We start from the raw sequence: 24,189 nt of genomic DNA, 5'->3' as shown, positions 1-24,189 counted from the left end.
GCACCTGGACAAAGCGTCTACATCTGGACAAAATATCCAGATGCCGACCGCCAAACCGTCCAGAACCGCTGCCCAGCGCGCCCTGCTGGGCCAGCTCGGACACATCGCCCAGGGCCTGGGCGAGACCTTCGCGCCGTTCTGCGAGGTCGTGGTGCACGACCTGCTGGACCCGCGGCATGCGATCGCCGCGATCCACAACAACCTGTCGGGCCGCGCCGTCGGCGACCCGGCCACCGAGCTGGGCCTGGCCCGCATCGCCGACCCGGCCTACGCGCCGGTGCTGGCCAACTACGCCAACCGCTTCGCCGACGGGCGCCAGGCCAAGAGCACCTCGATCGGCATCAAGGATGCCGAGGGCCGCTACGTCGCCGCCCTGTGCCTGAACGTGGACCTCACGCTGTTCAAGAGCCTGCAGAGCGCCATGGGCCAGTTCGTGCAGGTCGACGCCCAGGCCGCACCGACCGAGACGCTGGACCCGGCCGGCGCCGACGCGATCCGCGCGCGCATCGACCGCTACGCCGCCGCGCGCGCCAGCACGCCGCGCGCACTCAAGGCCGACGAGCGCCGTGCGCTGCTGGCCGAACTCAAGGCCGAGGGCCTGCTGCAGCTGCGCCATGCCATGCAAACCATCGCCGCCCACCTGGGTGTGTCGCGCGCCACGGTGTACAGCGATGCGCGCTGAAGCCCCTGAAGCGCGTTTGCGCCTGCTCGACGGCCCGACCGTGGCCGCGCTGCTGGAGCCTGCCGCCGTGCGCGCGGCCGTGGACCAGGCCTTCGCGCTGCACAGCCGCGGCGAGGGCCAGACATTTCCAGTGGTGCGCGAGGCGCTGGCCGAGGGCGTGTTCGGCATCAAGTCGGGCGCCGTGCCCAGCCAGGCGCTGCTGGGCTACAAGGCAGCCGGCTTCTGGCCGGCCAACCGCGGCCAGGGCAGCGAGCCGCACCAGGCCACCATCGTGCTGCACGACCCGACCACGGGCCGGCCGCTCTGCGTGCTGGACGGCAACGCGATCACCAGCGCACGCACGGCCGCTGCCGGCGCCATCGGCCTGCAGCGCCTGGCCCGGCCCGACAGCCGCGCGCTGTGCCTGTTCGGCACCGGCGTGCAGGCACGAGCCCACCTGGCCGAGGCGCTGCGCGTGCTGCCCGCGCTGGAGCTGGTGCGCTACTGCACGCACCGCGGCCAGCCCGACGCAGCCTTCGAGGCCATGTTCGCGGACCGCTGCGCGCTGCGGTTCGCGCCCGATGCCGACGCCGCCGTGGCCGCCAGCGACGTGGTCATCACGGCCACGCCCGGTGCCGGCCCGCTGTTCGGCCTGGACGCCGTGCGCCCCGGCACCCACCTCAACGCCGTCGGCGCCGACACGCGCGGCAAGCGCGAGCTGCCCGAGGGCCTGCTCGCGCTCGCCCAGCTCGTCGTCGACGACCGCGCGCAGGCGCGCCAGCTCGGCGAAGCGCAATGGGCGCCCGATGCCCCCTGCACCGAGCTCGGCGCCCTGCCCGACACGCCGCGCGCGCCAGACGCCATCACCGTGTTCGACCTGACCGGCCTGGCGCTGCAGGACCTGGCCGTCGCGCGCCTGGTGCTGGCCCGCGCCGAAGCCCAGGGCCTGGGCCTGGACATCGCCTGGCCCTGGTAACACCCTTTCTCCACCCGACCACCGTACCGCCATGAACGACCTGACCCTGCCCACCTTTGACGACGTGGCCGCCGCCGCACGCCGCATCGAAGGCCATGCCCACCGCACGCCCGTCATGACTTCGCGCACGCTCAACGAAGCCATCGGCGCCGAGGTGTTCTTCAAGTGCGAGAACCTGCAGCGCATGGGCGCGTTCAAGTTCCGTGGCGGCTTCAATGCGCTGTCGAAGTTCGACGCGGCCCAGCGCCGCGCGGGCGTCGTGGCCTTCTCGTCGGGCAACCACGCCCAGGCCATCGCGCTGTCGGCCCGCATCCTCGGGATCCCGGCCACCATCGTGATGCCCCAGGACGCGCCGGCCATGAAGGTGGCCGCCACCAAGGGCTACGGCGCCACCGTCGTCAGCTACGACCGCTACACCGAGGACCGCGAGCAGATCGGCCGCGACCTCGCACAGAAACACGGCCTCACGCTGATCCCGCCCTACGACCACCCCGACGTGATCGCCGGCCAGGGCACGGCCGCCAAGGAACTCATCGAAGAGGTCGGCCCGCTCGACGCCTTCTACGCGCCGCTGGGCGGTGGCGGCCTGCTGTCGGGCTCGGCGCTGGCGCTGCGCGCGCTGTCGCCCAAGACGCGCATCGTGGGCGTGGAGCCCGAAGCCGGCAACGACGGCCAGCAGTCGTTCCGCAGCGGCGCCATCGTGCACATCGACGTACCCAAGACGATTGCGGACGGTGCGCAGACCCAGCACCTGGGCAACTACACCTTCGGCGTGATCAAGCGCGAGGTGGACGACATCCAGACCGCCAGCGACCCCGAGCTCGTGGACGCCATGGCCTTCGCCGCTGCGCGCATGAAGATCGTCGTCGAGCCGACCGGTTGCCTGGGCCTGGCCGCCGTGCGGCGCGAAGCCAGCGCGCTGCGCGGCCAGCGCATCGGCGTGCTGCTGAGCGGCGGCAACGTGGACCTCGCGCGGCTGTGCGAACTGCTGGGCGCACAAGCCGCATGAACTCCGCCGACCTCGCGGCGCTGGAGACCCCTCTGCTGCTGCTCGACGAAGCCCGCATGCAGCGCAACATCGCGCGCATGCAGCAGCGCATGGACGCGCTGGGCGTGCGCTTTCGCCCGCACGCCAAGACCAGCAAGTGCGCCGCCGTCGTGCAGCGCCAGCTCGCGGCCGGCGCCCAGGGCATCACGGTCTCCACGCTCAAGGAGGCCGAGCAGTTCTTCGCCGCCGGTGTCGACGACATCCTGTACGCCGTGGCCATCGTCCCGTCCAAGTTCGACCACGCGCTGCGCCTGGTGCGTGCGGGCTGCCGGCTCACGCTGCTGGTCGAATCGGTCGCGGCCGCCGAGCAGCTGGCCGCGCACGGCCGCGCTAACGGCCACAGCCACCGCGTGCTGATCGAGGTGGACACCGATGGCCACCGCAGCGGCATCCCGCCCGAGGACGCACGGCTGCTGGCCGTGGCGGCCGCGCTGGTGGACGACGGCGCCGAGCTGGCCGGCGTGCTGACCCATGCCGGCAGCTCCTACAGCCTCAACACGCCCGCAGCGCTGCAGGCCATGGCCGAGCAGGAACGCGCCGGCTGCGTGCGCGCGGCCGAGCGCCTGCGCGCCGCCGGCCACGCCTGCCCCGTCGTCAGCGTGGGCTCCACGCCCACCGCGCTGCACGCGCGCCGGCTGGACGGCGTGACCGAGGTGCGTGCTGGCGTCTACGTGTTCTTCGACCTCGTGATGGCCGGTGTCGGCGTCTGCAGCGTGGACGAGATCGCACTGTCGGTGCTGGCCACCGTGATCGGCCACCGGCCCGAGGCCGGCTGGATCATCACCGACGCCGGCTGGATGGCCATGAGCCGCGACCGCGGCACGGCCAGGCAGGCGTGCGACCACGGCTACGGCCTCGTGGCCGACATCCAGGGCCAGCCCATAGCAGAGCTGGGCTTCGGCGAGGCCAACCAGGAGCATGGCGTGCTGCAGTGGCGCGGCGCGCCGGGCGCTGACCTGGAGCGGCTGTTTCCGCTCGGCAGCCAGCTGCGCGTCTACCCCAACCATGCCTGCGCCACGGGCGCCCAGCATGCGGCCTACCAGCTGCTGCCGGCCGATGGCGGCGCGCTGCAGACCTGGCCGCGCTTCAGCGGCTGGTAGGCCGGCCCGCGCTCAGGCGGGCGCGGTGCGGAACGCCCCCGCCAGGTCTCCGCTGCCATCGCCCCACTGAAACGCCCGCGAGAAATCGCAGGCGTGCTGGGCCAGCATCACGATGGAGCCGATCAGCGGGCTGCGCGTCTCGCTGCGGTACATGCAGACGTACTGCACCAGCGGCAGGGCCGGGTCGGTGCGCACGATGCTGAGCGCGCCGCTGTCGACGAAGTTGCCCATGCACTGCAGCGGCAGGTAGCTCACGCCCAGGCCCGACAGCGTGAGCCCGATCAACGCCACCAGGCTGTTGCTGCAGATCGTGCGCTCGATGACCACGCCCTTGGACTTGAGCCACTGGTCGAACACCAGGCCCGACCCCGACAGGTTGCCCTGCGTCAGCAGCGTGTGCGCAGCCAGGTCGTGCAGCGAGACCGTGCGCTGGTTGGGCACAAGGCCGGGCTGGCACATCCAGGCGTTCTCGACCTTGGACAGCGGCTTGTAGGTGAAGCCCGCATCAGCAAACGCGTCGGGCACGAAGATGAGGTCCACCTCGTGCCGCGCCAGTTTGTCGCGCAGCAGCACGCTCAGGTCCACATCGGGCTCGATCACGACCTTGGGAAATTGCTGCTGGATCAGCCGCACCAGTTGCGGCAGCCAAGTCAGCGCCGTGAGCTCCGTCACCCCGATACGCACGCGCCGCGCCACGGTGTCTGGCCGGCTGAACTCCTCCACGAAGGCGGTGCGCTGCGCCAGCATCTGCTGCGCCTGCTCGACCATGCTTTCGCCGTGCTCGGTCAGCCGCGCGCGGCGCTGGCTGCGGTCGAACACCGGCGTGCCGACCACGGCCTCCAGCTCTTGGATGCGCTTGGAAATCGCCGACTGCGTGGTGTGCAGCCGCGCGGCCGCGCGCTCGAAGCTGCCCATCTCGGCGATGGCCAGCACGGCCTCCAGCTGCTTGAAGGTGATCACGGCATGCACCAGCTCGGCACAGCGCGCACCGAACCATTCTTTATTTCGATGGAAAAGTATAAATAAATATCGCTTTTTTAAATGCTCCGCGACGCCAAGAATCTGCCGGTCCGATGACACAGCGCCAGCCCGGTGGCCGGCGCGCACTGGAGATCCCATGTCCCAACCGACGACGGCCCATGTCGTGAACCCGGCGCCCGCGGTGGCACCGGCGGCCCTGACCGATGCGCTGCGCGGCGTTGTCACTCCGCACCTCAGCGACAACCTGCAACGCCTGCACGGCATCACGCGGCTGCGCCGCCTGCACAGTGGCCGCCAGCTGATCGGCACGGCGCTGACCGTCAAGACGCGGCCCGGCGACAACCTGCTGGTCTACAAGGCGCTCACGCTGCTGCGGCCCGGCCATGTGCTGGTGGTCGACGGCGGCGGCGACACCACCAACGCGCTGGTCGGCGACCTCATGATGTCGTACGCGGCCCAGCAGGGCTGCGCCGGCTTCGTGATGGACGCGGCGGTCCGCGACCACGCCGCCTTCGTCGCGGCCGACTTCCCCTGCTATGCCGCCGGCATCAGCCATCGCGGCCCTTACAAGAGCGGCCCGGGCCAGGTCAACGTGCCGGTGTCCATCGCCGGCCAGGTGGTGAACCCGGGCGACATCGTGGTCGGCGACGAGGACGGCATCGTCGTCTTCAGCCAGGCCGAGGCGCCCGCACTGATCGAGGCCGCCGCCGCCACCGCGGCCAAGGAAGCCGCCATCCACTGCGAGATCGCCACCGGCGAACGCGCCCAGTCCTGGCTCGACGGCGCGCTGCGCCTGCACGGCCTGTGAACGCCGGCACCACGGAGAACCCCATGAGCGACCTCATCGCCGACCGCCTGCACGTCGTCAAGCCCTCGCCCAGCATGGCCGCCAAGGCGCTGGTGGACGAGTTGCGCGCCAGCGGCCGCGGCATCGTCGACTTCACCATCGGCGAGCCCGACTTCCCGACCCCTGCGCACATCGTGGAGGCCGGCGCCGCTGCCCTGCACGAGGGCCACACGCGCTACACCGCTGCCACCGGCACGCCGGCGTTGCGCCAGGCTATCGCCGACAAGCTGTTGCGCGAAAACGGCCTGCGCTTCGCCACCGACGAGATCGTCGTCGGCTGTGGCGCCAAGCACATCATCTACAACGCCTTCGCGGCCACGCTGAACCCCGGCGACGAGGTCATCGTGCCAGCGCCCTACTGGGTCTCGTACCCGGACATGGCGGCCATCCACGGTGGCAAGCCTGTCACCGTGCCCTGCACGGCGGCCGACGGTTTCAAGCTCACGCCGGCTGCGCTGGCCGCGGCCATCACGCCGCGCACGCGCTGGGTGGTACTGAACTCGCCCAACAACCCCACGGGCGCCGTCTACACCGAGGCCGAGCTGCGTGCGCTGTATGCCGCGCTCCGCTCGCACCCGCGGGTCTGGCTGATGCTGGACGAGATCTACGAGCACTACACCTACGGCGGCGCACGCCATGTCTCGCCACTGCAGTTCGCGCCCGACCTGGCCAAGCAGGCCCTGCTCGTGAACGGCCTGTCCAAGGCCTACGCCATGACGGGCTGGCGCATCGGCTACGGCGCCGGGCCGCGCCAGCTCATCAAGGCCATCGCCCTGCTGCTGTCGCAAAGCACGACCTGTCCCAGCGCCATGGGCCAGGCCGCCGCCGCCCATGCGCTGGCCGGCCCGCAGGACTGCGTGGCGCAGGCCGTGGCCACCTTCAAGAAGCGCCGCGACCGCATGGTGGCGCTGCTCGACGCCATCCCCGGCATAGCCTGCACAGCCCCCGACGGCGCCTTCTACGCCTTCCCCTGCGTGCAGGGCCTGATCGGCAAGACCACGCCGCAGGGCAAGCGCCTGGCCAGCGACCTGGACGTGAGCATGTACCTGCTCGAACACGCGGGTGTGGCCTGCATCGACGGCAGCTCCTATGGCATGTCGCCCTACCTGCGCGTGTCGTTCGCGACGGCGCTGGAGCAGATCGAGCAGGGCTGCGCGCAGATCGCTGCCGCCTGCGCCGCCCTGCGCTGAACGCCGCGCGCCCCACATGCCGGCTCCGACAATGCAGCCCCCCTCGCAAACCCACTGCATTCCATGAACTACCAGTTCGACTTCGCGGCCGCCCTGGCCGGCGACAACGCCGCCTGGCTCTGGCGCGGCATCCAGAGCATGCTGGCGCTCACGGCCTATGCTTGGCTGCTGGCCATGGCGGTCGGCACGGTGCTGGCCGTGGTGCGCATGACGGAGCAGCGCTGGGCCGTGGCGCTGGTGGCGGCCTATGTCGAGTACCACCGCAACGTGCCCATCCTGGTGCAGATCTTCCTGTGGTATTTCGGCATCCCGACCGCGCTGCCGCAGGACGCCCAGCAGTGGCTCAACGCGCACAACAGCGAGTTCGTGCTGGCCTTCGTTGCCATCGGCCTGTGCATGGCGGCCTACTTCTGCGAAGACCTGCGCAGCGGCATCCGCTCGATCCCGCGCTCGCAGTACGAATCGGCGCGCGCGCTGGGCATGGGCTACATCAACACAGTGCGCCGCGTGATCCTGCCGCAGGCCATCGGCATCGCCATGCCCACGCTGGTCAACCACACCGTGCTGCTGTTCAAGAACAGCAGCCTAGCCATGGTCATCGGCGTGGCCGAGCTGACCTACGTGACACGCGAGATTGAAAACCAGACCTTCCGCACGTTGGAGCTGTACCTGCTCTGCACGCTGGTCTACCTGGCCATCTCGCTCGTGATCATGGCCGTGGGCGAGCTGCTGGAACAGCGCCTGCGCATCAAGGCACGCTGAGCCATGCTGTCCAACATCCTCGACATCCTGCGCGACTACTGGCTGCTGCTCCTGGTCGGGCAGTTCCCCGACGGTCCGCTGGGCGGCCTCGCGCTCACGCTGGTGCTGTCCGTGTTGGGCCTGGTGCTGGCCTTCCCGCTCGGCGTGGCGATCGCGCTGGCGCGGCTGAGTCCCTGGCGCGCGCTGCGCCTACCGGCCACGGTGCTGGTCTACGTGGTGCGCGGCGTGCCGCTGCTCATGTTCATCTTCTGGGCCTACTTCCTGGTGCCGTTCGTGACGGGCTACTCGCTGAGCGGCTTCGCCACCATGCTGTGCACGCTGGTGGTCTACCAGAGCGCCTACATCGGCGAGATCGTGCGCGCCGGCATCAACGGCCTGCCGAGCGGCCAGACCGAGGCGGCGCGCGCACTGGGCATGCGCTACACGACCACCATGGTCCGCGTGGTGCTGCCGCAGGCGCTCTACAACATGGTGCCGGCCATGGTCAGCCAGTTCGGCGCCATCGTGAAGGAAACCTCGCTGGGTTATGTCATCAGCGCGCAGGAACTGACCTTCGCCGGCTACCAGATCAACAGCATGCTGCTCACGCAGCCGCTGGAGGTCTTCGCCATCCTGGCGGCGATGTACTTCATCGTCTGCTTCATCCTGTCGCAGTGCGCCCTCCGGCTGGAGCGCCGCATCACGCGCCGCCGCGCCGGCCACACCGCACCCGCGCCGACCGTGGCCGCAACGGTCGCCGCCCCGCTGACTCTTTCCAAGGACTCGATGTGATTGCTTTCTCCGGCGTCAACAAGTGGTATGGCGACTACCACGCCATCGTGGATTTCACGGCCGAGGTCGCCAAGGGCGAGGTGGTGGTGGTCTGCGGGCCCTCGGGCTCGGGCAAGTCCACGCTGATCCGCACCATCAACCGACTGGAGGAGATCCAGCAGGGCACGATCCGCTTCGACGGCCAGGACGTGCATGCCCCGGGCCTGAACCTGAACCAGTTCCGCAGCCACATCGGCTTCGTGTTCCAGCAGTTCAACCTGTTCCCGCACCTGTCGGTGCTGGACAACCTGACGCTGGCGCCGACCACGGTGCTCAAGCTGTCGGCCACCGCGGCGCGCGAGCGCGCCATGCAGCTGCTCGACCGCGTAGGCCTGGCGCACAAGGCCGCGGCGCACCCGGGCCAGCTCTCGGGCGGGCAGCAGCAGCGCGTGGCGATTGCCCGCGCGCTGGCCATGAGCCCGCCGGCCATGCTGTTCGACGAACCCACCAGCGCGCTCGACCCCGAGATGGTCGGCGAGGTGCTGCAGGTCATGAAGTCGCTGGCCCGCGATGGCATGACCATGGTCTGCGTTACCCACGAGATGGGGTTCGCGCGCGAGGTGGCCAACCGCGTCTGGTTCATGGACGCCGGCCGGCTCGTCGAATCCGGCACACCCGGGGACTTCTTCCAGCGCCCGAAGAGCCCGCGCGCGCAGAAGTTTCTGTCGGACCTGCGCGCCCACTGAGTTTCCCCCGCCCTCCCCACCCCCAACCGGAGTTCCTCCATGCCCCTAGTGTTCCGTTTCGCCTCGCTCCTGTGCGCTGCCCTGCTGCTGGCCCCCGCGGTCCAGGCCGACCAGCTGCAGGACATCCGCGCCAAGAAGAGCATCACCTGCGGCACCTTCGCGTCGATCGAGCCCTTCGGCTTCCCCGACCCCAAGACGCGCCAGACCGTGGGTTACGACGTGGACCTGTGCGCCGCCGTGGCCAAGGAGATGAACGTGCAGCTGGTGCAAAAACCGCTGGCACTTGAGGCGCGCCTGCCGGAACTGACGCTGGGCCGCGTCGACATCCTGATCGCCAACCTGGCCTACACCAAGACGCGCGCCCAGCAGATCGACTTCAGCGACGCCTACCACGTGCTGAGCGAGGTGGTGCTGGTCGGCAAGGGCGCCGGCATCACCCAGCTCGACCAACTGGCCGGCAAGAAGATCAGCGGCACCAAGGGCTCGACCTCGGAGCTGGCCGTGCGCATGCGCATCCCGACGGCCCAGGTCATGACGTTCCAGGATGCGTCCGCCGCATTCCTCGCGTTGCAGCAGGGCAAAGCCGAGGGCTTCACGATCAACGACGTGTCGGCCTCCAAGTTCGTGCGCCAGACCGCCGCCACCGCCACGCCGCTCGTGATCGTGCCAGAGCCCACCATCCTGGAACCCATGGGCGTAGGCGTGCGCAAGAACGAGCCTGCCCTGCTGGCCGAGATCAACCGCGTGCTGGCTGCGCTGGAAAAATCCGGCGAGCTCAACCGCATCTGGGACAAGTGGCTGGGCGAGAAGACCGACTACAACCTCAAGCGCACGCACCAGGTCACGGCCCTGAAGGACCTGAAGTTCGACCCGCTGCCCTGAAACCTCCTCTGGAGACGCGACGCCATGCTGGCCGCTGACATCACCCGCCTCGTGCGCCACCTGGACCGGCGCGGCATGGCTAGCATCGCGCTCGATCTGCCAGGCCTTTCGCTGCGCGTGGCGCTGGCCCCACCGCAGCCCGCGCCGGCCCTGCAACCGGTCGCGGTCGCTACCTTGCCGGCAGCAGCGCCGCCGGCCGAGCCGATGGCCGTGCGCGCCCGCGCCACCGGCCTGTGGCGCGGCGCCCATCCGCTGCGGCCGCAGGAACGCTGTGCGCCGGGCCAGCAGCTCGCGGCCGGCCAGGCCATCGGCCTGCTGCAGGTGGGCTGCGCCTACCTGGCCGTGACCACTCCCGTCGCGGGTACCGTGCAGGCCGTGCTGGTGCAGGATGGCGCGCGCGTCGACTACGGCATGCCTTTGCTCTACCTGAAAGCCACCCCGTGAGTCCAGCCCCACCCGGCGCCGACGCGCTGGCCATCAGCCCGCTGGGCGCGGCCGCCCTGCTCTGCGACGCGGCGCCGCCCCTGTCGCTGGACTGCCAGCAACGCATCTGGGCGCTCGACGAAGCCGTGCAGGCCTGGGACGGCGTCGCCGAGACCGTTCCCGGCATGAACAACCTCATGCTGGTGTTCGACCCCGAGCGCGTCGAGCCGGCAGCCCTGGCCGAACGCATCCAGGCCTTCTGGCAGGCCGGCCATGTGCGCCAGGCCGAGGGCAAGATCGTGGAGATCCCTGTGGTCTACGGCGGCGAGCACGGCGAGGATCTCGCGGCCGTAGCCGGGCGTGCCGGGCTCAGCGTGGCCGAGGCCGTGCGCATCCACACCGGCGCAGCGTACCGCGTGTTCTTCGTCGGCGCCCACCCGGGCTTCGGCTACCTGGGCGGGCTGGATCCGCGCCTGCACACGCCGCGCCGCGCCGAACCGCGGCTGTCGGTGCCGGCCGGCTCGGTCGCCATCGGCGGCGCCCAGGCTGGCGTGGTCGCGCAGACCTCGCCCAGCGGCTGGAACCAGATCGGCCGCACCGAGCTGTCGTTCTTCGACCCTGGCGCCACGCCGCCCACACTGCTGTCGCCCGGTGACCGCGTGGTGTTCCGCGCGACCAGGGTGGCCGCATGATCGAGATCCTTTCCACCGGCCGCATGAGCTCGGTGCAGGACCCGGGGCGCTTCGGCCACCGCAGCCACGGCGTCAGCGTCGCGGGCGCGCTGGACGCGCTGGCGCTGGCGGGCGGCAACGCGCTGCTCGGCAACGCGCCCGATGCGGCCGGCATTGAGGTGCTGCTGTTCCCGCTGCGGCTGCGCTTCCATGTGCCGTTGCATATCGCGCTGACCGGCGCCGACTGCGCCGCCACGCTGGACGGCACGCCGCTGTGGCCCTGGTGGACGCACAGCGTGCGGCCCGGCCAGGAACTCGTGCTGCACGCCCCTGCCAGGGGCGCGGCGGCCTACCTCTGCGTGGCCGGCGGCATCGACGTGCCCGTGGTGCTGGGCTCGCGCAGCACCGACCTCAAGGCCGGCTTCGGCGGCCTGCACGGCCGCGTGCTGCGCAAGGGCGACCGGCTGGCAGCCGCAGGCGCATCGGAAGGCCGCCCGGATTTCGGTGTGCAGCCGCCGCAGCTAGCCCTGCCCGGCCCGCCCGCGCCCGACGGCGCCACCGTGCTGCGCGTGCTGCCCGCGGCCGAGCACGCACTGTTCGGCCCCGACATGCTGGAGCGCCTGTGGACCACGCGGTGGGCCGTCACGCCGCAGAGCAACCGCATCGGCTACCGGCTGGCCGGCCCGGCGCTGCAGCCGCTCCAGCCCACCGAACTGCTCTCGCACGGCATCGTGCCCGGCGTCATCCAGGTGCCGCCCTCGGGCCAGCCCATCGTGATGCAGTGCGACGCACAGACCTCGGGCGGCTACCCCAAGATCGGCACCGTCATCGAGGCCGACCAGTGGCGCCTGGCACAGACGCGCATCGGCGGCGCGCTGCGCTTCGTGCCGGTCGACGCCGCCCAGGCGCTGGACGCCTGGCGCGCCCGCCAGCGCTACCTCGGTGCCGTGCAGCGGGCAGCCCGCATGCTGACGCCATGAACCAGGAGAGATCCCCATGACCCTGCTCGACATCAACTGCGACCTCGGCGAAGGCTATGGCCCCTGGCGCATGGGCGACGACGCCGGCCTCATGCAGGTCATCACCTCGGCCAATGTGGCCTGCGGCTTCCATGCCGGCGATCCGGTCATCATGGACCGCACCGCCCGGCTCGCACTGGAGGCCAGTGTGGACCTGGGCGCACACATCGGCTTCAACGACCTGCAGGGCTTCGGCCGCCGGCCCATGCAGCTGGACCAGCGCGAGCTGCAGACACTCACGCTCTACCAGTTGGGCGCGCTGGACGCCATCGCCCGCGCGGCCGACAACCGCGTGCGCCATGTGACGCTGCACGGCGCGCTCGGCAACATGGCTTTCGTCGACCGCGCGCTGGCGCAGACCGTGATGAACAGCATCCGCGCCTTCGACCGCGAGCTGCTCGTCATCGCCCCGCCCATGACGCAGATGGAGGCCGCGGCCGAGCAGGCCGGCCTGCGCGTGGCGCGCGTGGTGTTTGCCGACCGCGCCTACGACCAGCGCGGCCTGCTGGTCTCGCGCAAGCTGCCGGGCGCCGTGATCCACGAACCAGCGGCCGTGTTCGCGCGCGTGGCGCGCATGCTGGAGGAGCGCTGCATCACCACCATCGACGGCACGCAGCTGCCGGTGCAGATCGATTCCGTTCTCGTACACGGCGACACGCCGGGCGCCTGCGATCTGGCGGCGCTGCTGCGCACGCGGATCGAGGCCGGCGGCGTGCGTGTGGCGCCGCTGTCGCAGCACCCACGCCTGCGGGCCTGATCAGAATACCGACATCCCGGTCCTGGCAACGAACATCTCCAGCGCCTGCCGCCCCAACGCCGAGTTGCCCGTCGCGTCCAGCGCCGGCGACCAGACCGCCAGCGTGAGCCGGTCCGGCACCACGGCCACGATGCCGCCGCCCACGCCGCTCTTGCAGGGCAGGCCGATGCGGTAGGCGAACTCGCCGGCCGCGTCGTAGGTGCCGCAGGTCAGCATCAGCGCGTTGATGCGGCGGGTCTGGCGCTCGGTGCAGACGGCGCGGCCGGACCACAGCGGATGGTGGCCGTCGCGGCTCAGGTAGGCGGCCGCGCGCGCCAGCTGCAGGCAGCTCATGCGCAGCGCGCACTGGTGGAAGTACAGGTCCAGCACCTGCTCGACCGGGTTGTCGAGCTTGCCGAAGCTCTTCATGAAATTGGCCAGCGCGAGGTTGCGGAACCCGGTGGCGGCCTCCGACGCCGCCACCTCCTCGTCGAAGGCGATGGGCTCGCCCGCCAGTGCCGTCATGAGCGCCAGCAGCTCGGCCTTGGCCCGGCTGCCGAACAGCGTGACCAGCCGGTCAGCCACAGCGATGGCGCCGGCATTGATGAAGGGGTTGCGCGGCCGGCCCTGCTCGAACTCCAGCTGCACCAGAGAGTTGAAGGCGCTGCCCGAGGGCTCGCGGCCGATGCGCTCCCACAGCGATTCGCCCAGGTGCTGCATGGCCAGCGTCAGCGTGAAGACCTTGGAGATGCTCTGGATGGAGAACGGCACGGCGCCATCGCCAGCGACCGCCTCCTGGCCGTCGGCCGTGACCAGGGCCATGCCGAAGTGCCGGGCATCGACGCGGGCCAGCGCCGGGATGTAGCTGGCGACCTGGCCTTCGGCGCCACGCAATTCGGCCAGTGCCGCGACGATCCCTTCCAGCACGGGCTGGAACGCGGGGCCTGCGCTCACTTGTCGTCGTCGCGCAGCTCGTAGAGACCGGGGCGGTCGGTCTGCACGAACACGGGCTGCTCTTCCTCGTTCACGCGCGGGCCGATGGCCATGTTGTCGTCGGCCAGCGCACTGAGCACGGCCGTGCCGTTCGCCAGCGCATCGCCGTAGGTGGCGCAGCTCTCCTCGGCCGCCAGCAGCACTTCGAAGGGCTCGTCGTCCGCGAAGCGCTCCAGGACGACCCAGCGGTACTCGCCGCTGCGGTACTCCTGCACCGACAGGGCCAGGGATCTGAGTGCGGGCAATGGCATGGAAACAGTCTCCGTCGCTTGCGCGGTGGGTGGGCGCGGCTGATGTGGGTTGCGTGCATGCTAGCAAGCACGGGACCGGCCCACGCCGGGGCATCGAAAAAAATTTGCGCCGGCAGCGTCTCAACGCAAGGGCTTGAGCAGATGCCCCAGGCCGTTGTGGTCGATCTCCAGCATCAGCGCCAACAGCCGGCCGAGCTCGCCCTTGGGAAAGCCCTCGCGCGCGAACCAGGCCAGGTAGTTGCCGGGCAGGTCGGCGATCACGGTGCCCTTGTAGCGGCCATAGGGCATGGCCAGCGTGGTCAGGCGCTGCAGGTCTTCGGGGTTCATGCGGTGTTCTCGGTGCAATGCGGCTCGCGCAAGACGCACCTTACCCGGGCGCGGCGCAAAGGCACACAGAAGATGGGGCCTTCGGCGCTGCACAGGCGCATGCCCGCGTGGCTATAGTGTTTTCGAATTTCCATGTCGAACACCGCGAACACCGCGCCGGCGCCGGACCCCGCCCAGCAGGCAGGGCTCAAACCACCAGCACCCTGGCTGCGCGACGCCTTGCAGCGCTGGCAACCCTGGGTGATCGGCAGCACGGCTGCGGTGCTGATCGGGCTCGTCGGCATCGCCTTGCACAGCCTGCTGCGCGAGGTGCGCTACGCCGAGATCATGCAAGCCGTGCACGGCACGCCCGCGCTGCAGGTGCTGGCGGGGCTGGCCTTCACGGCCGCCAGCTACCTCGCGCTGTCGGGCTACGACGCCTCGGCCCTGGCCTACGCCCAGGCCAGGGTCTCGCGCGGCATGCTGCTGCTGACCTCGTTCGTGGCCTACGCGCTGGGCAACACCATCGGCCTGGGAACGCTGACCGGCGGCGCCGTGCGCATGCGCTTGTTCGCGGCCGCGGGGGTGGAGCCGGCCAAGATCGCCCAGGTCGTGGCCTTCAACGCCAGCGCCTTCCTGCTCGGCATGTCGGCGTTCGGTGCGCTCGCACTGTTGTGGGGCGCACCCGACGTGGCGCGGCTGCTGCACCTGCCGGCTGGCGTCTTGCGCGGGGCCGCCGCGCTGCTGCTGGCCGGCGTGGCCGTGCTGCTGTGGCTGTGCGCACGCCAGCGCGTGGTGCAGATCGCCGGCCGCTGGACGCTGCGCCTGCCGCCCTTGCCGCTGGCGCTGCGCCAGCTGGCGATCTCGGCCGTGGAGCTCGGGGCCTCGGCGCTCGCGCTGTGGGTGCTGCTGCCCACCTCGAACCTGCCGCTGCCGACCTTCCTGGCCTTCTATGCGATCGCCATCAGCGCCAGCCTGCTGAGCCACGTGCCGGGCGGCATCGGCGTGTTCGAGGCCGTGATGCTGCTGGCCAGCGGCCCCTACCTGCCCACCGAGGCCATGCTGGGCGCGCTGCTGCTGTACCGCGCGCTGTACTACGTGCTGCCGCTGGTGCTGGCCACGGCGCTGCTGGCCGGGTTCGAACTGCGGGCCGGCGTGGGCGCCCAGGTCGGCCGCGCCGCCGCGCCGGCCGTGCGCGCCGCGGCCAGGCTGGGGCCGCGCCTGCTGGCCGCGCTGACGCTGGTGGCCGGCCTGTGGCTGCTGGTCTCGGGCGTGACGCCGTTCACCGAAGACAGCCAGCTGCTGCTGGAGTCGCTCCACGTACCGCTGCCGCTGGTGGAGACGGCGCACTTCCTGGGCAGCGTGGCCGGCCTGGGCCTGCTGCTGGTCGCGCGCGGCCTGCTGCACCGGCTCGACGCGGCCTGGTGGGCGGCCCTGGCGCTGTCCATCGTGGCCGGGCTGCTGGCCCTGCCCAAGGGCATCGCCTGGGGCGAGGCCGCCCTGCTCTCGGTGCTGGCCGTGCTGCTGGTGCTGTCGCGCCGGCAGTTCGACCGGCCCTCCTCGCTGTTCGCGCAGCGGCTGGAGCTGGGCTGGCTGCTGGCCGTCGGCGGTGTGCTGGCGGCCTGCGTCTGGATCCTGTTCTTCGCCTACCAGGAGGTGGCCTACAGCAGCCGGCTGTGGTGGCAGTTCGAGCTGGACGCGCAGGCGCCGCGCTCGCTGCGCGCGCTGCTGGGCGTGGCCCTGGGCGCGCTGGCCATCGGCCTGTGGCAACTCATGCGCCCGCCCGCCGGCGCGGTGGTGCCGCCCACCGACGAAGAGATCGAGCGCGCCGCCGCCATCGTGCGGACCAGCCCCAGCGCGGCCGGCTGCTTCGCGCTGGTCGGCGACAAGAACCTGATGTTCTCGCCCTCGGGCAAGAGCTTCATCATGTACGGCAAGCAGGGCCGCTCCTGGGTGGCGCTGTTCGGCCCCATCGGCGAGCGCAAGGAGTGGGCCGACCTGGTCTGGCGCTTCATCGAGCATGCCAATGCGCATGGCGGGCGGCCGGCCTTCTACCAGGTGCGCCCCTCCATGCTGCCGCTGTTCCTCGATTGCGGGCTGCAGGCCTTCAAGCTCGGCGAGTACGCCCACGTGCCGCTGCCCGAGTTCAACCTCAAGGGCGCCAAGCGCGCCAACCTGCGCTCGGGCGTGAACCGCGGCGAGCGCGAAGGCCTGGTGTTCGAGGTGGTGCCCGCCGCCGAGGTGCCGCCGCTGCTGCCCGCGCTGCGCGCCGTCTCCGACGCCTGGATGCGCAAGCAGAGCGCACGCGAGAAGAACTTCTCGGTCGGCCGCTTCGACGATGCCTACCTTGCCCGCCTGCCCGTGGCCGTGGTGCGGCGTGAGGGCCAGGTCATCGCCTTTGCCAACCTGCTGCTCACGGGGCAGAAGGAAGAGGCCAGCATCGACCTGATGCGCTACCTGCCCGACGCCCCGCCCGGCACCATGGACTACCTGTTCGCCAAGACCATGCTGCACTTGCAGGCCGAGGGCTACCAGCGCTTCGGCCTGGGCATGGCGCCCATGGCCGGCATGGCCGAGCGCCGGCAGGCGCCACGCTGGCAGCGCATCGGCCGCCTGCTGTTCGAGCACGGCGAGCGCTTCTACAACTTCCGCGGACTGCACAGCTTCAAGGACAAGTTCGAGCCCGTGTGGGAAGCGCGCTACCTGGCCGCGCCGGGCGGGCTGGAGCCCGTGCTGGTGCTGGCCGATGTCGCCACGCTGATCGGCGGTGGCGTGAAAGGCGTGGTGTCCAAATGAAGTCCGCCCTGAGCCTGGCGCTGCTGTGCAGCGTCGGTGCGGCGCTGGCGCAGCTGCCGCCCGTGCAGAGCATCACCCACGGCCAGTTCGAGCGCGTGCAGGTGCATTCACCGAGCGGCCCCGTGCGCCAGTTCGCACTGCTGCTGCTCGAAGGCAACACCGCATCTCCCCAGGAACAGGCCATGCGCGGCCGCCTGCTCGCCGGTGGCGCCATGGTGGCCGAGGTCTCGATGGCGGCGTACCAGGCCAAGGTGCGCGCGCAGAAGGAGCCATGCGGCTACGCGGGCGGCGACTTCGAGAACCTCGCACGCCACATCCAGGCCATGCTCAAGCTGCCGGCCTACTTCGAGAGCACGGTGGTCGGCGCCGGCGACTACGCGGCCTACGCCTATGGCATGGTCGCGCAGGCGCCGGCCGGCTCCTTCGGTGCGCTGCTGACAGAGGGCTTTTGCCCGCGGCTGGTGGTGCAACCGCCGCTGTGCGCAGTGAACAAACTCCGCTGGCGCGTGGCCGGCCAGGGGCCGGCCGTGGACATGGCGCCCGTGGCCCTTGGCATCCCGTGGATGGCAGCGCCCGGCAACGCCCCGGCCGCCTGCGATGCCGGCGCGGCCCAGGCTTTCGTCGCCCAGGTGCCGCAGGCGCGCACCCAGCCCAGCTTCGAAGCCGCTGCAGCGGCCATCGCCGCGCAGGGCCCGGTGCGCGAGGCCGCACCCGCCCAGCTGGCCGACCTGCCCGTCGTGGAGGTGCCCACGCAGGTGGCCGGCACGCGCTTTGCCGTGCTGCTGTCCGGCGACGGCGGCTGGGCCGGCATCGACAAGGACATCGCGGCCGCACTCTCACGCCAGGGCGTGCCGGTGGCCGGCTTCGATTCCCTGCGCTACTTCTGGGCCAAGCGCACGCCTGAGGGTCTGGCGGCCGACCTGGACCGGCTGGTGCGCCACTACGCGGCGCGCTGGCAGCGCAGCGAGGTGATCCTGATCGGCTTCTCGCAGGGCGCCGACGTGCTGCCCTTCGCGCTGAACCGCCTGCCCGAACGCACGCGCGCGGCGGTGCGTCTGTCGGTGCTGCTGGCGCCGGCCGAGAAGGCCTCGTTCGAATTCCACGTCAGCAACTGGCTGGGGCCCAGCGGCGACAAGCCCGTGCTGCCCGAGGCGCAGAAGCTGCAGGCCGCGCGCACGCTGTGCGTGTACGGCAGCGAGGAGAAACGCTCGCTGTGCCCGCAGCTCTCGCCCGCACAGGCCCAGGTGGTCACCATCCAGGGCAACCACCACTTCGACGGCGACTACGTGGGCCTGGCGAACCGCATCCTGCGCGCGGCCGGGCCCTGAAGCTCAGCGGCGCAACGTGCGGTCCAGGAACGCCAGCAGGCGCGCCGTCACCTCGTCGCGGTTGGTCTCGTTGAGCAGCTCGTGCCGCGCCTGCGGATACAGCACGACCTCCACGTCGCGCACCCCGGCATCGCGGTAACGCTGGCCGACCAGTTGCACGGCCGCGCCGCCAGGTCCGGCGATCGGGTCGGCATCGCCCGACAGCAGCAGGATGGGCAGGTCCTTGCGCACGCGCGCGAGTTCGGCAGGGTCGGCCGCGCGCGCCAGCGTCTGCAGGCCCTGGAAGGGCTCGGGCACGAAGCCGCAGGCCGGGTCGGCGCAGTAGGTGTCGACCTCGGCCGCATCGCGGCTCAGCCACTCGAAGCCCGTGCGGTGTTCGAAGCCCTGGTTCAGCGCGCTCAGGTCCACCGGGCCTTCGGCGCTCAGCATGGCGGCGATGCCGGCCGGCTCGCTGGTGCCCAGCAGCACGGCGGCCTGCACGGCGTCCGAATGGTCGAGCAGGAACTGCTGCGTGGCGAACGAGCCCATGCTGTGCCCGACGAGGCCCAGCGCCAGGCCCGGGTGCTCGGCGCGGATGCGCTGGTTGAGCTGCCAGACGTCGTCGACCCAGCCGGGCCAGTTGTCGCGGCCCCAGCGGCCGTAGGCACCGGCCGCGCTGCGCCCGGAGCCGCGCCCGTCCGGCGCGTAGACCACGTAGCCCGCGGCGGTCAGCGCCTCGCCGAAGCGACGGTAGCGGCCCGCGTGCTCGCCCAGGCCGTGCTGCAGCTGCACGGCGGCGCGCGGCTGGCCCTGCGGCGCCCAGCGCCAGGTCTGCAGCGCGATGCCGTCGCGCGTGGTCACGGTGATGGTGCTCTCTTGCATGTCCGTCTCCTCTGGTTGTCGTGGAATCTCAGTCGCTCGGCTTGAGGCCGGCGCGCTCGATCACCGGGCGCCACAGCCGCAATTCCTTGCGCATGAAATCGGCCAGCTCCTGCGGCGTGCTGCCCACCGGGTCGAAGTAGGCGGTCTGCAGCCGGCGCTGGGTCTGCGGGTCCTTCAGCACCTCGGCGATGGCTGCGCTCATGCGCTGCACCACGGCCGGCGGCGTGCCCCTGGGCGCCATGTAGGCGAACCAGGGCACGGCCTGGATGTCGGGCAGGCCGGCCTCGCGCAACGTGGGCAGCTCGGGCAGCAGCGCCGAGCGCTCGGCCGAACTCACGGCCAGCGCGACCAGCTTGCCGGCCTGCACCTGCGGCATCACCGACACCGGCGGCAGGCAGGCGAAGTGCACGTCGCCCTGCAGCATGGCCGTGGTGGCCTGGGCCGAGGAGGCGTACGGGATGTGCACCGCGAAGGACTGCGTGCGCAGCTTGACGAGTTCCACGCCCAGGTGCGCGATCGAGCCATTGCCCGTGGACGCGAAGTTGTACTGCCCCGGGTTGCGCCGCAGCGCGGCCAGCCAGTCCTTGACCGAGGCCACGCCCATGCCCGGCGTGGCCACGCAGACGTTGGGCGTGGTGGCAGCCAGCGACACCGGCACCAGGTCGGTGAAGGGGTCGTAGGGCAGGCGCTTGAACAGCACGGTGTTGTAGACCAACGGCGCGTTGACCGAGAGCAGGAAGGTCTGGCCGTCCGGCGCGGCCTTGGCCACGAGGTCGGTGCCGGTGTTGCCGCCCGCGCCGGGCTTGTTGTCCACGACCAGTGGCTGGCCCAGCAGCGGACCCAGCCTGTCGCCCACGATGCGCGCCAGGATGTCGGGCGAAGAACCGGCCGCGAACGGCACGACCACGCGCACCGGGCGTTGCGGCCAGTCCTGCGCTGCGGCGGCCGTGGCCAGCACGGTACCGAGCGCCAGCAGCGCGGTGCGGCGGGTCCAGGGGGAGAGCAAGTTCTGCATGTTCATTCTTCGGAAGCCACCAGCGTCACGCGCTCCTTGCGCGTGCTGCCGCCACGCCACAGCGTGAGTTCGACGCGGTCGCCGGCCTGGCGCCGCTCCAGCAGGTTCAGCACGTCGTCGGGGCTGGCCACGGCTTCGCCGTCGATGGCGGTGATCACGTCGCCCGCGTGGATGCCGCGCTCGCCGCGCGTGAACGCACGCAGGCCGGCCTGCGCCGCCGGGCTGCCCGGCTGCACGCGCAGGATGGCCACGCCACGCGGCAGGCCCAGCGCGCGGTTGAAGGGCTCGGTGGCATAGGCCACGCCCAGCGCCGGCCGCACGAAGCGGCCGTCGCGGATCAGCCGCGGCACGATGCGGTTGACCTCGTCCACCGGGATCGAGAAGCCGATGCCGGCACTCGCACCCGAGGGGCTGTAGATGGCGGTGTTGACGCCGACCAGGCGGCCGGCCGAATCGAGCAGCGGCCCGCCCGAGTTGCCCGGGTTGATCGCCGCATCGGTCTGGATGGCGCCGCGGATGGTGCGCCGCGTGACGGACTCGATCTCGCGGTTCAGCGCGCTGACGATGCCCGTGGTCAGCGTCTGGTCCAGGCCGAAGGGGTTGCCGATGGCGTAGACCGCCTGGCCCACCTGCAGATCGGCGCTGCTGCCGATCGGCAGCGGGCGCAGCTGGCCGGCCGGTGCGTCGATCTTGAGCACGGCCAGGTCGCGGTCGGGGAACACGCCGACCAGCTTGGCCGGGTAGTGGCTCTGGTCGGCCAGCGTCACACGCGCGCCGCTGGCGCCCTGGATCACATGGAAGTTGGTGACGATGTGGCCTTGCGCGTCCCAGACGAAACCCGTTCCCGTGCCCTGCGGCACCTGCTGCACGTTGCGCGAGAACAGTTCGCGCTCCAGGCCCAGCGAGGTGATGTTGACCACCGCGGGCGAGGCCGCCTTGAACACGGCGATGTGGTTCTGCTCGTCCGCACCCAGCGGGCCGCGCGGCGTGACGGGACGCGGCGCGGCCTCGGTGCGGGCGAACACGGGTGCGGCCAGGACGCAGCAAGCCAGCGCCAAGCCCACGGTCCGCAGCAAACGGCGGTGGTACATGTCAGTGCTCCAAGGTGCTGCGCGCCACCCGCAGGACACGAAACCGCCCCGCGAGCCACGGCTCCGAAGGCCGCGGAGCAGGCCATGCGAGCAGACCCCGCGGAACGGGCTCTGCCCGGCCGCTGGCGGCGCCCCCTTGAGGAGGGATGGAATTTCTACACGCAGTGAGAAATCCAAACGAGGGTAGTTTCATTTCAACCGAATTGCAGGCAGCGCATGCTGATGGTGCCGGACTGGAAGCCCTCGAACACGGTCTTCACCGCCTCGCCCGGGCCGGCCGCGCCCACGCTGTAGAGCAGCGGATGGTAATGGTCCGGCGTGGCCACGGCCTGGGCCGCACCGGGCAGGCGCTGGTAGGCGAGCAGCGCCGCATCGTCGCGCCCGGCCAGGGCCTGCCAGGCGGCGGCGTCGAACTGCTGGGCCCAGGGCCGGCTGGCCATGAGGCCGTCGGCGCGCTCGCGGTCGGTCATGCGCAGGTTGTGCGCGATGTTGCCGCTGCCCAGCACCAGCACGCCCCTGTCGCGCAGCGCCGCCAGGTCGCGGCCCACGGCCAGGTGGAAGGCTGGTGGCTGGTCGTCGTCGATGGACAGCTGGAACACCGGCACCTCGGCCTGCGGATAGAGGTGCTTGAGCACGGTCCAGGTGCCGTGGTCCAGCCCCCATTCCTCGGTGCCGGCCACCTTGGCCTGGCGCACCAGCGCAGCCGTCTCGCGCGCCAGCGCCGGATGGCCCGGCGCGGGGTACTGCTGGTCGAACAGCGCCTGCGGAAAGCCGCCGAAATCGTGGATAGTGCGGGGCCGCGCCTGCACGCCCACGCGCGTGTCGCCGCGCGTGAGCCAGTGGGCCGACACGCTCAGGATGGCGGTGGGCTGCGGCAGCGTGCGGCCCCATGCGGCCAGCTGGCGCGTGAAGGCGGTGTCGCGCAGCGCGTTCATGGGGCTGCCGTGGCCGATGAACAGCACGGGCATGCGCCGGCCCTGCGGCCGGGCCGCTGCGGCGAGCGCATCCAGCGTGGCCAGGGCGGCCAGCGCGCCGGCGTGGCGCAGGAGGCCGCGGCGCCGCGAGAAGACAAGGGTGTCGGGCATGGAAGCAGTGGATTCTTGGACGACGTGACCCGGACGGGACGCGTTTCGGAGCGCTCCCGCACTGCGAAGTTCCCGCAGCGCGGCCAGGGGCTGCCGCGCCCGGCGCGCCGCATGCGCGATCATCGCCGTATGAACCCCACGATCTATGCCTTTCTCCTCTTCGTGCATCTGGCCGGCGCCGCCTTCTGGGTCGGTGGCATGGCCACCATGCACCTGGCCGTGCGGCCGGCCGCGGCCGCCGTGCTGGAGCCGCCGCTGCGCCTGCCCTTCATGGCCGCGGCGCTGGGCCGCTTTCTGCGCGGCGTGGACATCGCGCTGGCCGCGCTGTGGATCAGCGGCATGGCGATGTTCATGGCCATCGGCGGCTTCCGCGGCGCGCACTGGCGCATCCACGCCATGTTCACGCTGGCGCTGGTGATGACGGTGGTCTATGGCTTCATCCGTGGCCGCGTGTTCCCGCGCATGCGCCGTTCCGTGGCCGACAGGCAGTGGCCGCAGGCCGGCGCGGCGTTGGGCCAGGTCCGCCAGCTGGTGTCCCTGAACCTGGCGCTGGGCACCGTGGTGTTCGCGGTGGCGCTGGTGGGCCGGGCGGTCTGATTCCAGCGACACGCAGCCCTCGCGTGGACGGCGTGGGCGAGCTCTGGATCGAGAACGACCAGCTGCCGGAGGCGGCGGTCCACGGCCCGGGAAACGCATGGCCCTGCAAGGGGGCATTTGCCGCGTCTCGCGCGGGATCGCGGGGCTTTCGCGACAGTCGCACCATGTCCGACGCACCACGCCTGCTGTTCATGGCCCAGCCCTCGCCCACGGTGCGCGACGTGATGCAGCGCAGCCTGGCTTACTGGCAGTTGCACGCGCGGCTCGGCGACAGCCTGTTCCCACCCGGCAACTGGCACCAGACGCTCTCGGACCGCTTCTTCGAGGGACGCAGCCTGGTCGCACCGTTGCAACGCGCGGGCGACCGGGTGCGCGCCAGCGCCTGCACCCTGCTGCTCAACCGCATCCAGGGCGTGGACCGCAGCACGCCCGGCCGCCGCGCGCGCATCCACTGGGCCTTCCGCGCCAGGGGCGAACCTGCCGGCTTCGCGGCCCTGCTGGCCGCGGTGCGCGAAGGTCTGGCCCAGGAGGGGCTGGCCAGCCCCGGCGGCCACACGCCCCATGTCACGGTCAGCTACGACGCGCCCGTGGCCTTGGGCACCCAGAAGATCACGCCGATTCCGTGGACGCTGGAAGAACTGCTGCTCGTCGAGGGCTACGGCGATCCCTATGCCTACGAGGTGATTGCCCGCTAGCCCTTGCAGCCGCTGCCCGCGCGCCAGCAGCTCGACCTGTTGTGACGCCCCCGGGCGCTACGCCCCGCCCAGCAGCCCACGCAGCCGCCGCAGCTCGCGCTGCAGCTCGATGATCAGCGCCGCGGCGTCCACGCCCACATCGAAGTCGCGCTGCAAACGCCTCACCTCCAATGCGCTGCGCAGCGCATCTCCATGGAAGGCCCACTGCGTGCGTGGCGACTCGGGCACGGTCGGCGCGATGACGCCGGCCTCGACGAGCTCCAGCACCCATTCGAGCCGGTCGCCGGCCGCGCGCGCGATCTCCTCGGCGCGCAGCGGATGGTCTTCGTCCACCGGCAGGCAATGCACGACGGACACGGTGGTCTGGCGGATCTGCATG

At 71.3% G+C, this 24,189-nt stretch carries 27 protein-coding genes; 18 read left to right on the top strand and 9 right to left on the bottom strand.

Annotated elements, in window-relative coordinates:
* Positions 1-40: 40 nt before the first annotated feature.
* From ACSQ4M_RS10790 to ACSQ4M_RS10775, 4 genes are read left to right on the top strand one after another with little or no spacing between them, the layout of a single operon-like run.
* Positions 41-682: a helix-turn-helix transcriptional regulator gene (locus ACSQ4M_RS10790; protein ID WP_436189532.1), complete on the top strand. Its 642-nt coding sequence runs from the start codon at positions 41-43 to the stop codon at positions 680-682.
* Entirely contained in the window at positions 672-1,637 is a 966-nt protein-coding gene (locus ACSQ4M_RS10785; protein WP_436189531.1) for an ornithine cyclodeaminase family protein, read from the top strand. The genes ACSQ4M_RS10790 and ACSQ4M_RS10785 overlap by 11 nt, the downstream gene beginning before the upstream one ends.
* A gap of 31 nt (positions 1,638-1,668) precedes the next feature.
* The gene (locus ACSQ4M_RS10780) at positions 1,669-2,646 is read left to right on the top strand and encodes a threo-3-hydroxy-L-aspartate ammonia-lyase (RefSeq protein ID WP_436189530.1); all 978 of its coding nucleotides are present in this window, start codon (positions 1,669-1,671) and stop codon (positions 2,644-2,646) included.
* The gene (locus ACSQ4M_RS10775; protein WP_436189529.1) at positions 2,643-3,785 is read left to right on the top strand and encodes an alanine racemase; all 1,143 of its coding nucleotides are present in this window, start codon (positions 2,643-2,645) and stop codon (positions 3,783-3,785) included. The genes ACSQ4M_RS10780 and ACSQ4M_RS10775 overlap by 4 nt, the downstream gene beginning before the upstream one ends.
* Positions 3,786-3,797: 12 nt before the next feature.
* Here the strand turns inward: ACSQ4M_RS10775 and ACSQ4M_RS10770 are convergent, their stop codons facing one another.
* Positions 3,798-4,745, bottom strand: a complete 948-nt coding sequence (locus ACSQ4M_RS10770) for a LysR family transcriptional regulator (RefSeq protein ID WP_436189528.1) — start codon at positions 4,743-4,745, stop codon at positions 3,798-3,800.
* A gap of 157 nt (positions 4,746-4,902) precedes the next feature.
* On the opposite strand from ACSQ4M_RS10770, the gene ACSQ4M_RS10765 reads away from it, so the two are divergent.
* The 10 genes from ACSQ4M_RS10765 to ACSQ4M_RS10720 all read left to right on the top strand — a co-directional run bounded on the left by ACSQ4M_RS10765 (position 4,903) and on the right by ACSQ4M_RS10720 (position 12,813).
* A complete protein-coding gene (locus ACSQ4M_RS10765; protein ID WP_436189527.1) occupies positions 4,903-5,574 on the top strand; it encodes an RraA family protein in 672 nt (223 codons plus the stop codon).
* A 23-nt stretch (positions 5,575-5,597) separates the two neighbouring features.
* Positions 5,598-6,803 carry a pyridoxal phosphate-dependent aminotransferase gene (locus ACSQ4M_RS10760; protein ID WP_436189526.1) on the top strand — a complete coding sequence of 402 codons (1,206 nt, stop codon included), beginning with the start codon at positions 5,598-5,600 and terminating at the stop codon, positions 6,801-6,803.
* A 63-nt stretch (positions 6,804-6,866) separates the two neighbouring features.
* Positions 6,867-7,565, top strand: coding sequence for an amino acid ABC transporter permease (locus tag ACSQ4M_RS10755; protein ID WP_436189525.1), 699 nt, complete (start codon positions 6,867-6,869; stop codon positions 7,563-7,565).
* Positions 7,566-7,568: 3 nt separating this feature from the next.
* A complete protein-coding gene (locus ACSQ4M_RS10750) occupies positions 7,569-8,336 on the top strand; it encodes an amino acid ABC transporter permease (RefSeq protein WP_436189524.1) in 768 nt (255 codons plus the stop codon).
* Positions 8,333-9,061 (top strand): amino acid ABC transporter ATP-binding protein, encoded by a 729-nt coding sequence (locus ACSQ4M_RS10745; protein ID WP_436189523.1) that lies wholly within the window; start codon positions 8,333-8,335, stop codon positions 9,059-9,061. The genes ACSQ4M_RS10750 and ACSQ4M_RS10745 overlap by 4 nt, the downstream gene beginning before the upstream one ends.
* A gap of 39 nt (positions 9,062-9,100) precedes the next feature.
* A complete protein-coding gene (locus ACSQ4M_RS10740) occupies positions 9,101-9,943 on the top strand; it encodes an ABC transporter substrate-binding protein (protein WP_436189522.1) in 843 nt (280 codons plus the stop codon).
* 24 nt (positions 9,944-9,967) lie between these two features.
* Positions 9,968-10,387, top strand: coding sequence for a biotin/lipoyl-containing protein (locus tag ACSQ4M_RS10735; protein ID WP_436189521.1), 420 nt, complete (start codon positions 9,968-9,970; stop codon positions 10,385-10,387).
* Positions 10,384-11,058, top strand: coding sequence for a 5-oxoprolinase subunit PxpB (pxpB, locus tag ACSQ4M_RS10730; RefSeq protein WP_436189520.1), 675 nt, complete (start codon positions 10,384-10,386; stop codon positions 11,056-11,058). The genes ACSQ4M_RS10735 and pxpB overlap by 4 nt, the downstream gene beginning before the upstream one ends.
* A complete protein-coding gene (locus tag ACSQ4M_RS10725) occupies positions 11,055-12,017 on the top strand; it encodes a biotin-dependent carboxyltransferase family protein (RefSeq protein WP_436189519.1) in 963 nt (320 codons plus the stop codon). The genes pxpB and ACSQ4M_RS10725 overlap by 4 nt, the downstream gene beginning before the upstream one ends.
* Positions 12,018-12,033: 16 nt before the next feature.
* Positions 12,034-12,813 (top strand): LamB/YcsF family protein, encoded by a 780-nt coding sequence (locus tag ACSQ4M_RS10720; protein WP_436189518.1) that lies wholly within the window; start codon positions 12,034-12,036, stop codon positions 12,811-12,813.
* Here ACSQ4M_RS10720 and ACSQ4M_RS10715 read toward each other — a convergent pair whose 3' ends face one another.
* From ACSQ4M_RS10715 to ACSQ4M_RS10705, 3 genes are all read right to left on the bottom strand, one after another.
* Positions 12,814-13,746, bottom strand: a complete 933-nt coding sequence (locus ACSQ4M_RS10715) for a glutaminase (protein WP_436189517.1) — start codon at positions 13,744-13,746, stop codon at positions 12,814-12,816.
* Positions 13,743-14,036: a hypothetical protein gene (locus tag ACSQ4M_RS10710; protein ID WP_436189516.1), complete on the bottom strand. Its 294-nt coding sequence runs from the start codon at positions 14,034-14,036 to the stop codon at positions 13,743-13,745. Before ACSQ4M_RS10710 ends, ACSQ4M_RS10715 begins: the two co-directional genes overlap by 4 nt.
* A 120-nt stretch (positions 14,037-14,156) precedes the next feature.
* Complete coding sequence (locus ACSQ4M_RS10705; RefSeq protein ID WP_056662692.1) at positions 14,157-14,363, bottom strand: DUF3820 family protein; 207 nt, start codon at positions 14,361-14,363, stop codon at positions 14,157-14,159.
* A gap of 132 nt (positions 14,364-14,495) precedes the next feature.
* Between ACSQ4M_RS10705 and mprF the strand changes: the two genes are divergently transcribed.
* Positions 14,496-17,138: a bifunctional lysylphosphatidylglycerol flippase/synthetase MprF gene (mprF, locus tag ACSQ4M_RS10700; RefSeq protein WP_436189515.1), complete on the top strand. Its 2,643-nt coding sequence runs from the start codon at positions 14,496-14,498 to the stop codon at positions 17,136-17,138.
* A complete protein-coding gene (locus ACSQ4M_RS10695) occupies positions 17,135-18,466 on the top strand; it encodes a virulence factor family protein (protein ID WP_436189514.1) in 1,332 nt (443 codons plus the stop codon). Before mprF ends, ACSQ4M_RS10695 begins: the two co-directional genes overlap by 4 nt.
* 3 nt (positions 18,467-18,469) lie before the next feature.
* Here the strand turns inward: ACSQ4M_RS10695 and ACSQ4M_RS10690 are convergent, their stop codons facing one another.
* From ACSQ4M_RS10690 to ygiD, 4 genes are all read right to left on the bottom strand, one after another.
* Complete coding sequence (locus ACSQ4M_RS10690) at positions 18,470-19,327, bottom strand: alpha/beta fold hydrolase (RefSeq protein ID WP_436189513.1); 858 nt, start codon at positions 19,325-19,327, stop codon at positions 18,470-18,472.
* Positions 19,328-19,355: 28 nt separating this feature from the next.
* The gene (locus ACSQ4M_RS10685; protein ID WP_436189512.1) at positions 19,356-20,342 is read right to left on the bottom strand and encodes a Bug family tripartite tricarboxylate transporter substrate binding protein; all 987 of its coding nucleotides are present in this window, start codon (positions 20,340-20,342) and stop codon (positions 19,356-19,358) included.
* A gap of 2 nt (positions 20,343-20,344) precedes the next feature.
* Positions 20,345-21,433 carry a S1C family serine protease gene (locus ACSQ4M_RS10680; RefSeq protein WP_436189511.1) on the bottom strand — a complete coding sequence of 363 codons (1,089 nt, stop codon included), beginning with the start codon at positions 21,431-21,433 and terminating at the stop codon, positions 20,345-20,347.
* Positions 21,434-21,627: 194 nt separating this feature from the next.
* Positions 21,628-22,518 carry a 4,5-DOPA dioxygenase extradiol gene (gene ygiD, locus ACSQ4M_RS10675; RefSeq protein WP_436189510.1) on the bottom strand — a complete coding sequence of 297 codons (891 nt, stop codon included), beginning with the start codon at positions 22,516-22,518 and terminating at the stop codon, positions 21,628-21,630.
* Between the two features lie 129 nt (positions 22,519-22,647).
* On the opposite strand from ygiD, the gene ACSQ4M_RS10670 reads away from it, so the two are divergent.
* Together ACSQ4M_RS10670 and ACSQ4M_RS10665 are read left to right on the top strand one after the other, a co-directional pair.
* Positions 22,648-23,115, top strand: coding sequence for a CopD family protein (locus ACSQ4M_RS10670; protein WP_436189509.1), 468 nt, complete (start codon positions 22,648-22,650; stop codon positions 23,113-23,115).
* A gap of 164 nt (positions 23,116-23,279) precedes the next feature.
* Positions 23,280-23,810, top strand: a complete 531-nt coding sequence (locus ACSQ4M_RS10665) for a 2'-5' RNA ligase family protein (RefSeq protein WP_436189508.1) — start codon at positions 23,280-23,282, stop codon at positions 23,808-23,810.
* A gap of 57 nt (positions 23,811-23,867) precedes the next feature.
* On the opposite strand, the gene ACSQ4M_RS10660 is transcribed toward ACSQ4M_RS10665, so the two are convergent.
* Positions 23,868-24,188: a chaperone modulator CbpM gene (locus ACSQ4M_RS10660; RefSeq protein ID WP_436189507.1), complete on the bottom strand. Its 321-nt coding sequence runs from the start codon at positions 24,186-24,188 to the stop codon at positions 23,868-23,870.
* Position 24,189 lies beyond the last annotated feature (1 nt).

Source organism: Pseudorhodoferax sp. LjRoot39 (genome assembly GCF_964253035.1).
Classification (GTDB): domain Bacteria; phylum Pseudomonadota; class Gammaproteobacteria; order Burkholderiales; family Burkholderiaceae_C; genus Pseudorhodoferax.
The sequence above is the reverse complement of the archived record's forward strand: the minus strand, read 5'-3'. Positions and strand labels throughout refer to the sequence as shown.

Bases quoted from the DNA above. Each gene is read 5' to 3' on its own strand.
- ACSQ4M_RS10790 (WP_436189532.1), top strand. From the start codon at position 41: ATGCCGACCGCCAAACCGTCCAGAACCGCTGCCCAGCGCGCCCTGCTG.
- ACSQ4M_RS10785 (WP_436189531.1), top strand. From the start codon at position 672: ATGCGCGCTGAAGCCCCTGAAGCGCGTTTGCGCCTGCTCGACGGCCCG.
- ACSQ4M_RS10780 (WP_436189530.1), top strand. From the start codon at position 1,669: ATGAACGACCTGACCCTGCCCACCTTTGACGACGTGGCCGCCGCCGCA.
- ACSQ4M_RS10775 (WP_436189529.1), top strand. From the start codon at position 2,643: ATGAACTCCGCCGACCTCGCGGCGCTGGAGACCCCTCTGCTGCTGCTC.
- ACSQ4M_RS10765 (WP_436189527.1), top strand. From the start codon at position 4,903: ATGTCCCAACCGACGACGGCCCATGTCGTGAACCCGGCGCCCGCGGTG.
- ACSQ4M_RS10760 (WP_436189526.1), top strand. From the start codon at position 5,598: ATGAGCGACCTCATCGCCGACCGCCTGCACGTCGTCAAGCCCTCGCCC.
- ACSQ4M_RS10755 (WP_436189525.1), top strand. From the start codon at position 6,867: ATGAACTACCAGTTCGACTTCGCGGCCGCCCTGGCCGGCGACAACGCC.
- ACSQ4M_RS10750 (WP_436189524.1), top strand. From the start codon at position 7,569: ATGCTGTCCAACATCCTCGACATCCTGCGCGACTACTGGCTGCTGCTC.
- ACSQ4M_RS10740 (WP_436189522.1), top strand. From the start codon at position 9,101: ATGCCCCTAGTGTTCCGTTTCGCCTCGCTCCTGTGCGCTGCCCTGCTG.
- ACSQ4M_RS10735 (WP_436189521.1), top strand. From the start codon at position 9,968: ATGCTGGCCGCTGACATCACCCGCCTCGTGCGCCACCTGGACCGGCGC.
- ACSQ4M_RS10725 (WP_436189519.1), top strand. From the start codon at position 11,055: ATGATCGAGATCCTTTCCACCGGCCGCATGAGCTCGGTGCAGGACCCG.
- ACSQ4M_RS10720 (WP_436189518.1), top strand. From the start codon at position 12,034: ATGACCCTGCTCGACATCAACTGCGACCTCGGCGAAGGCTATGGCCCC.
- ACSQ4M_RS10710 (WP_436189516.1), bottom strand. From the start codon at position 14,036: ATGCCATTGCCCGCACTCAGATCCCTGGCCCTGTCGGTGCAGGAGTAC.
- ACSQ4M_RS10705 (WP_056662692.1), bottom strand. From the start codon at position 14,363: ATGAACCCCGAAGACCTGCAGCGCCTGACCACGCTGGCCATGCCCTAT.
- mprF (WP_436189515.1), top strand. From the start codon at position 14,496: ATGTCGAACACCGCGAACACCGCGCCGGCGCCGGACCCCGCCCAGCAG.
- ACSQ4M_RS10695 (WP_436189514.1), top strand. From the start codon at position 17,135: ATGAAGTCCGCCCTGAGCCTGGCGCTGCTGTGCAGCGTCGGTGCGGCG.
- ACSQ4M_RS10690 (WP_436189513.1), bottom strand. From the start codon at position 19,327: ATGCAAGAGAGCACCATCACCGTGACCACGCGCGACGGCATCGCGCTG.
- ACSQ4M_RS10685 (WP_436189512.1), bottom strand. From the start codon at position 20,342: ATGCAGAACTTGCTCTCCCCCTGGACCCGCCGCACCGCGCTGCTGGCG.
- ACSQ4M_RS10680 (WP_436189511.1), bottom strand. From the start codon at position 21,433: ATGTACCACCGCCGTTTGCTGCGGACCGTGGGCTTGGCGCTGGCTTGC.
- ygiD (WP_436189510.1), bottom strand. From the start codon at position 22,518: ATGCCCGACACCCTTGTCTTCTCGCGGCGCCGCGGCCTCCTGCGCCAC.
- ACSQ4M_RS10670 (WP_436189509.1), top strand. From the start codon at position 22,648: ATGAACCCCACGATCTATGCCTTTCTCCTCTTCGTGCATCTGGCCGGC.
- ACSQ4M_RS10665 (WP_436189508.1), top strand. From the start codon at position 23,280: ATGTCCGACGCACCACGCCTGCTGTTCATGGCCCAGCCCTCGCCCACG.
- ACSQ4M_RS10660 (WP_436189507.1), bottom strand. From the start codon at position 24,188: ATGCAGATCCGCCAGACCACCGTGTCCGTCGTGCATTGCCTGCCGGTG.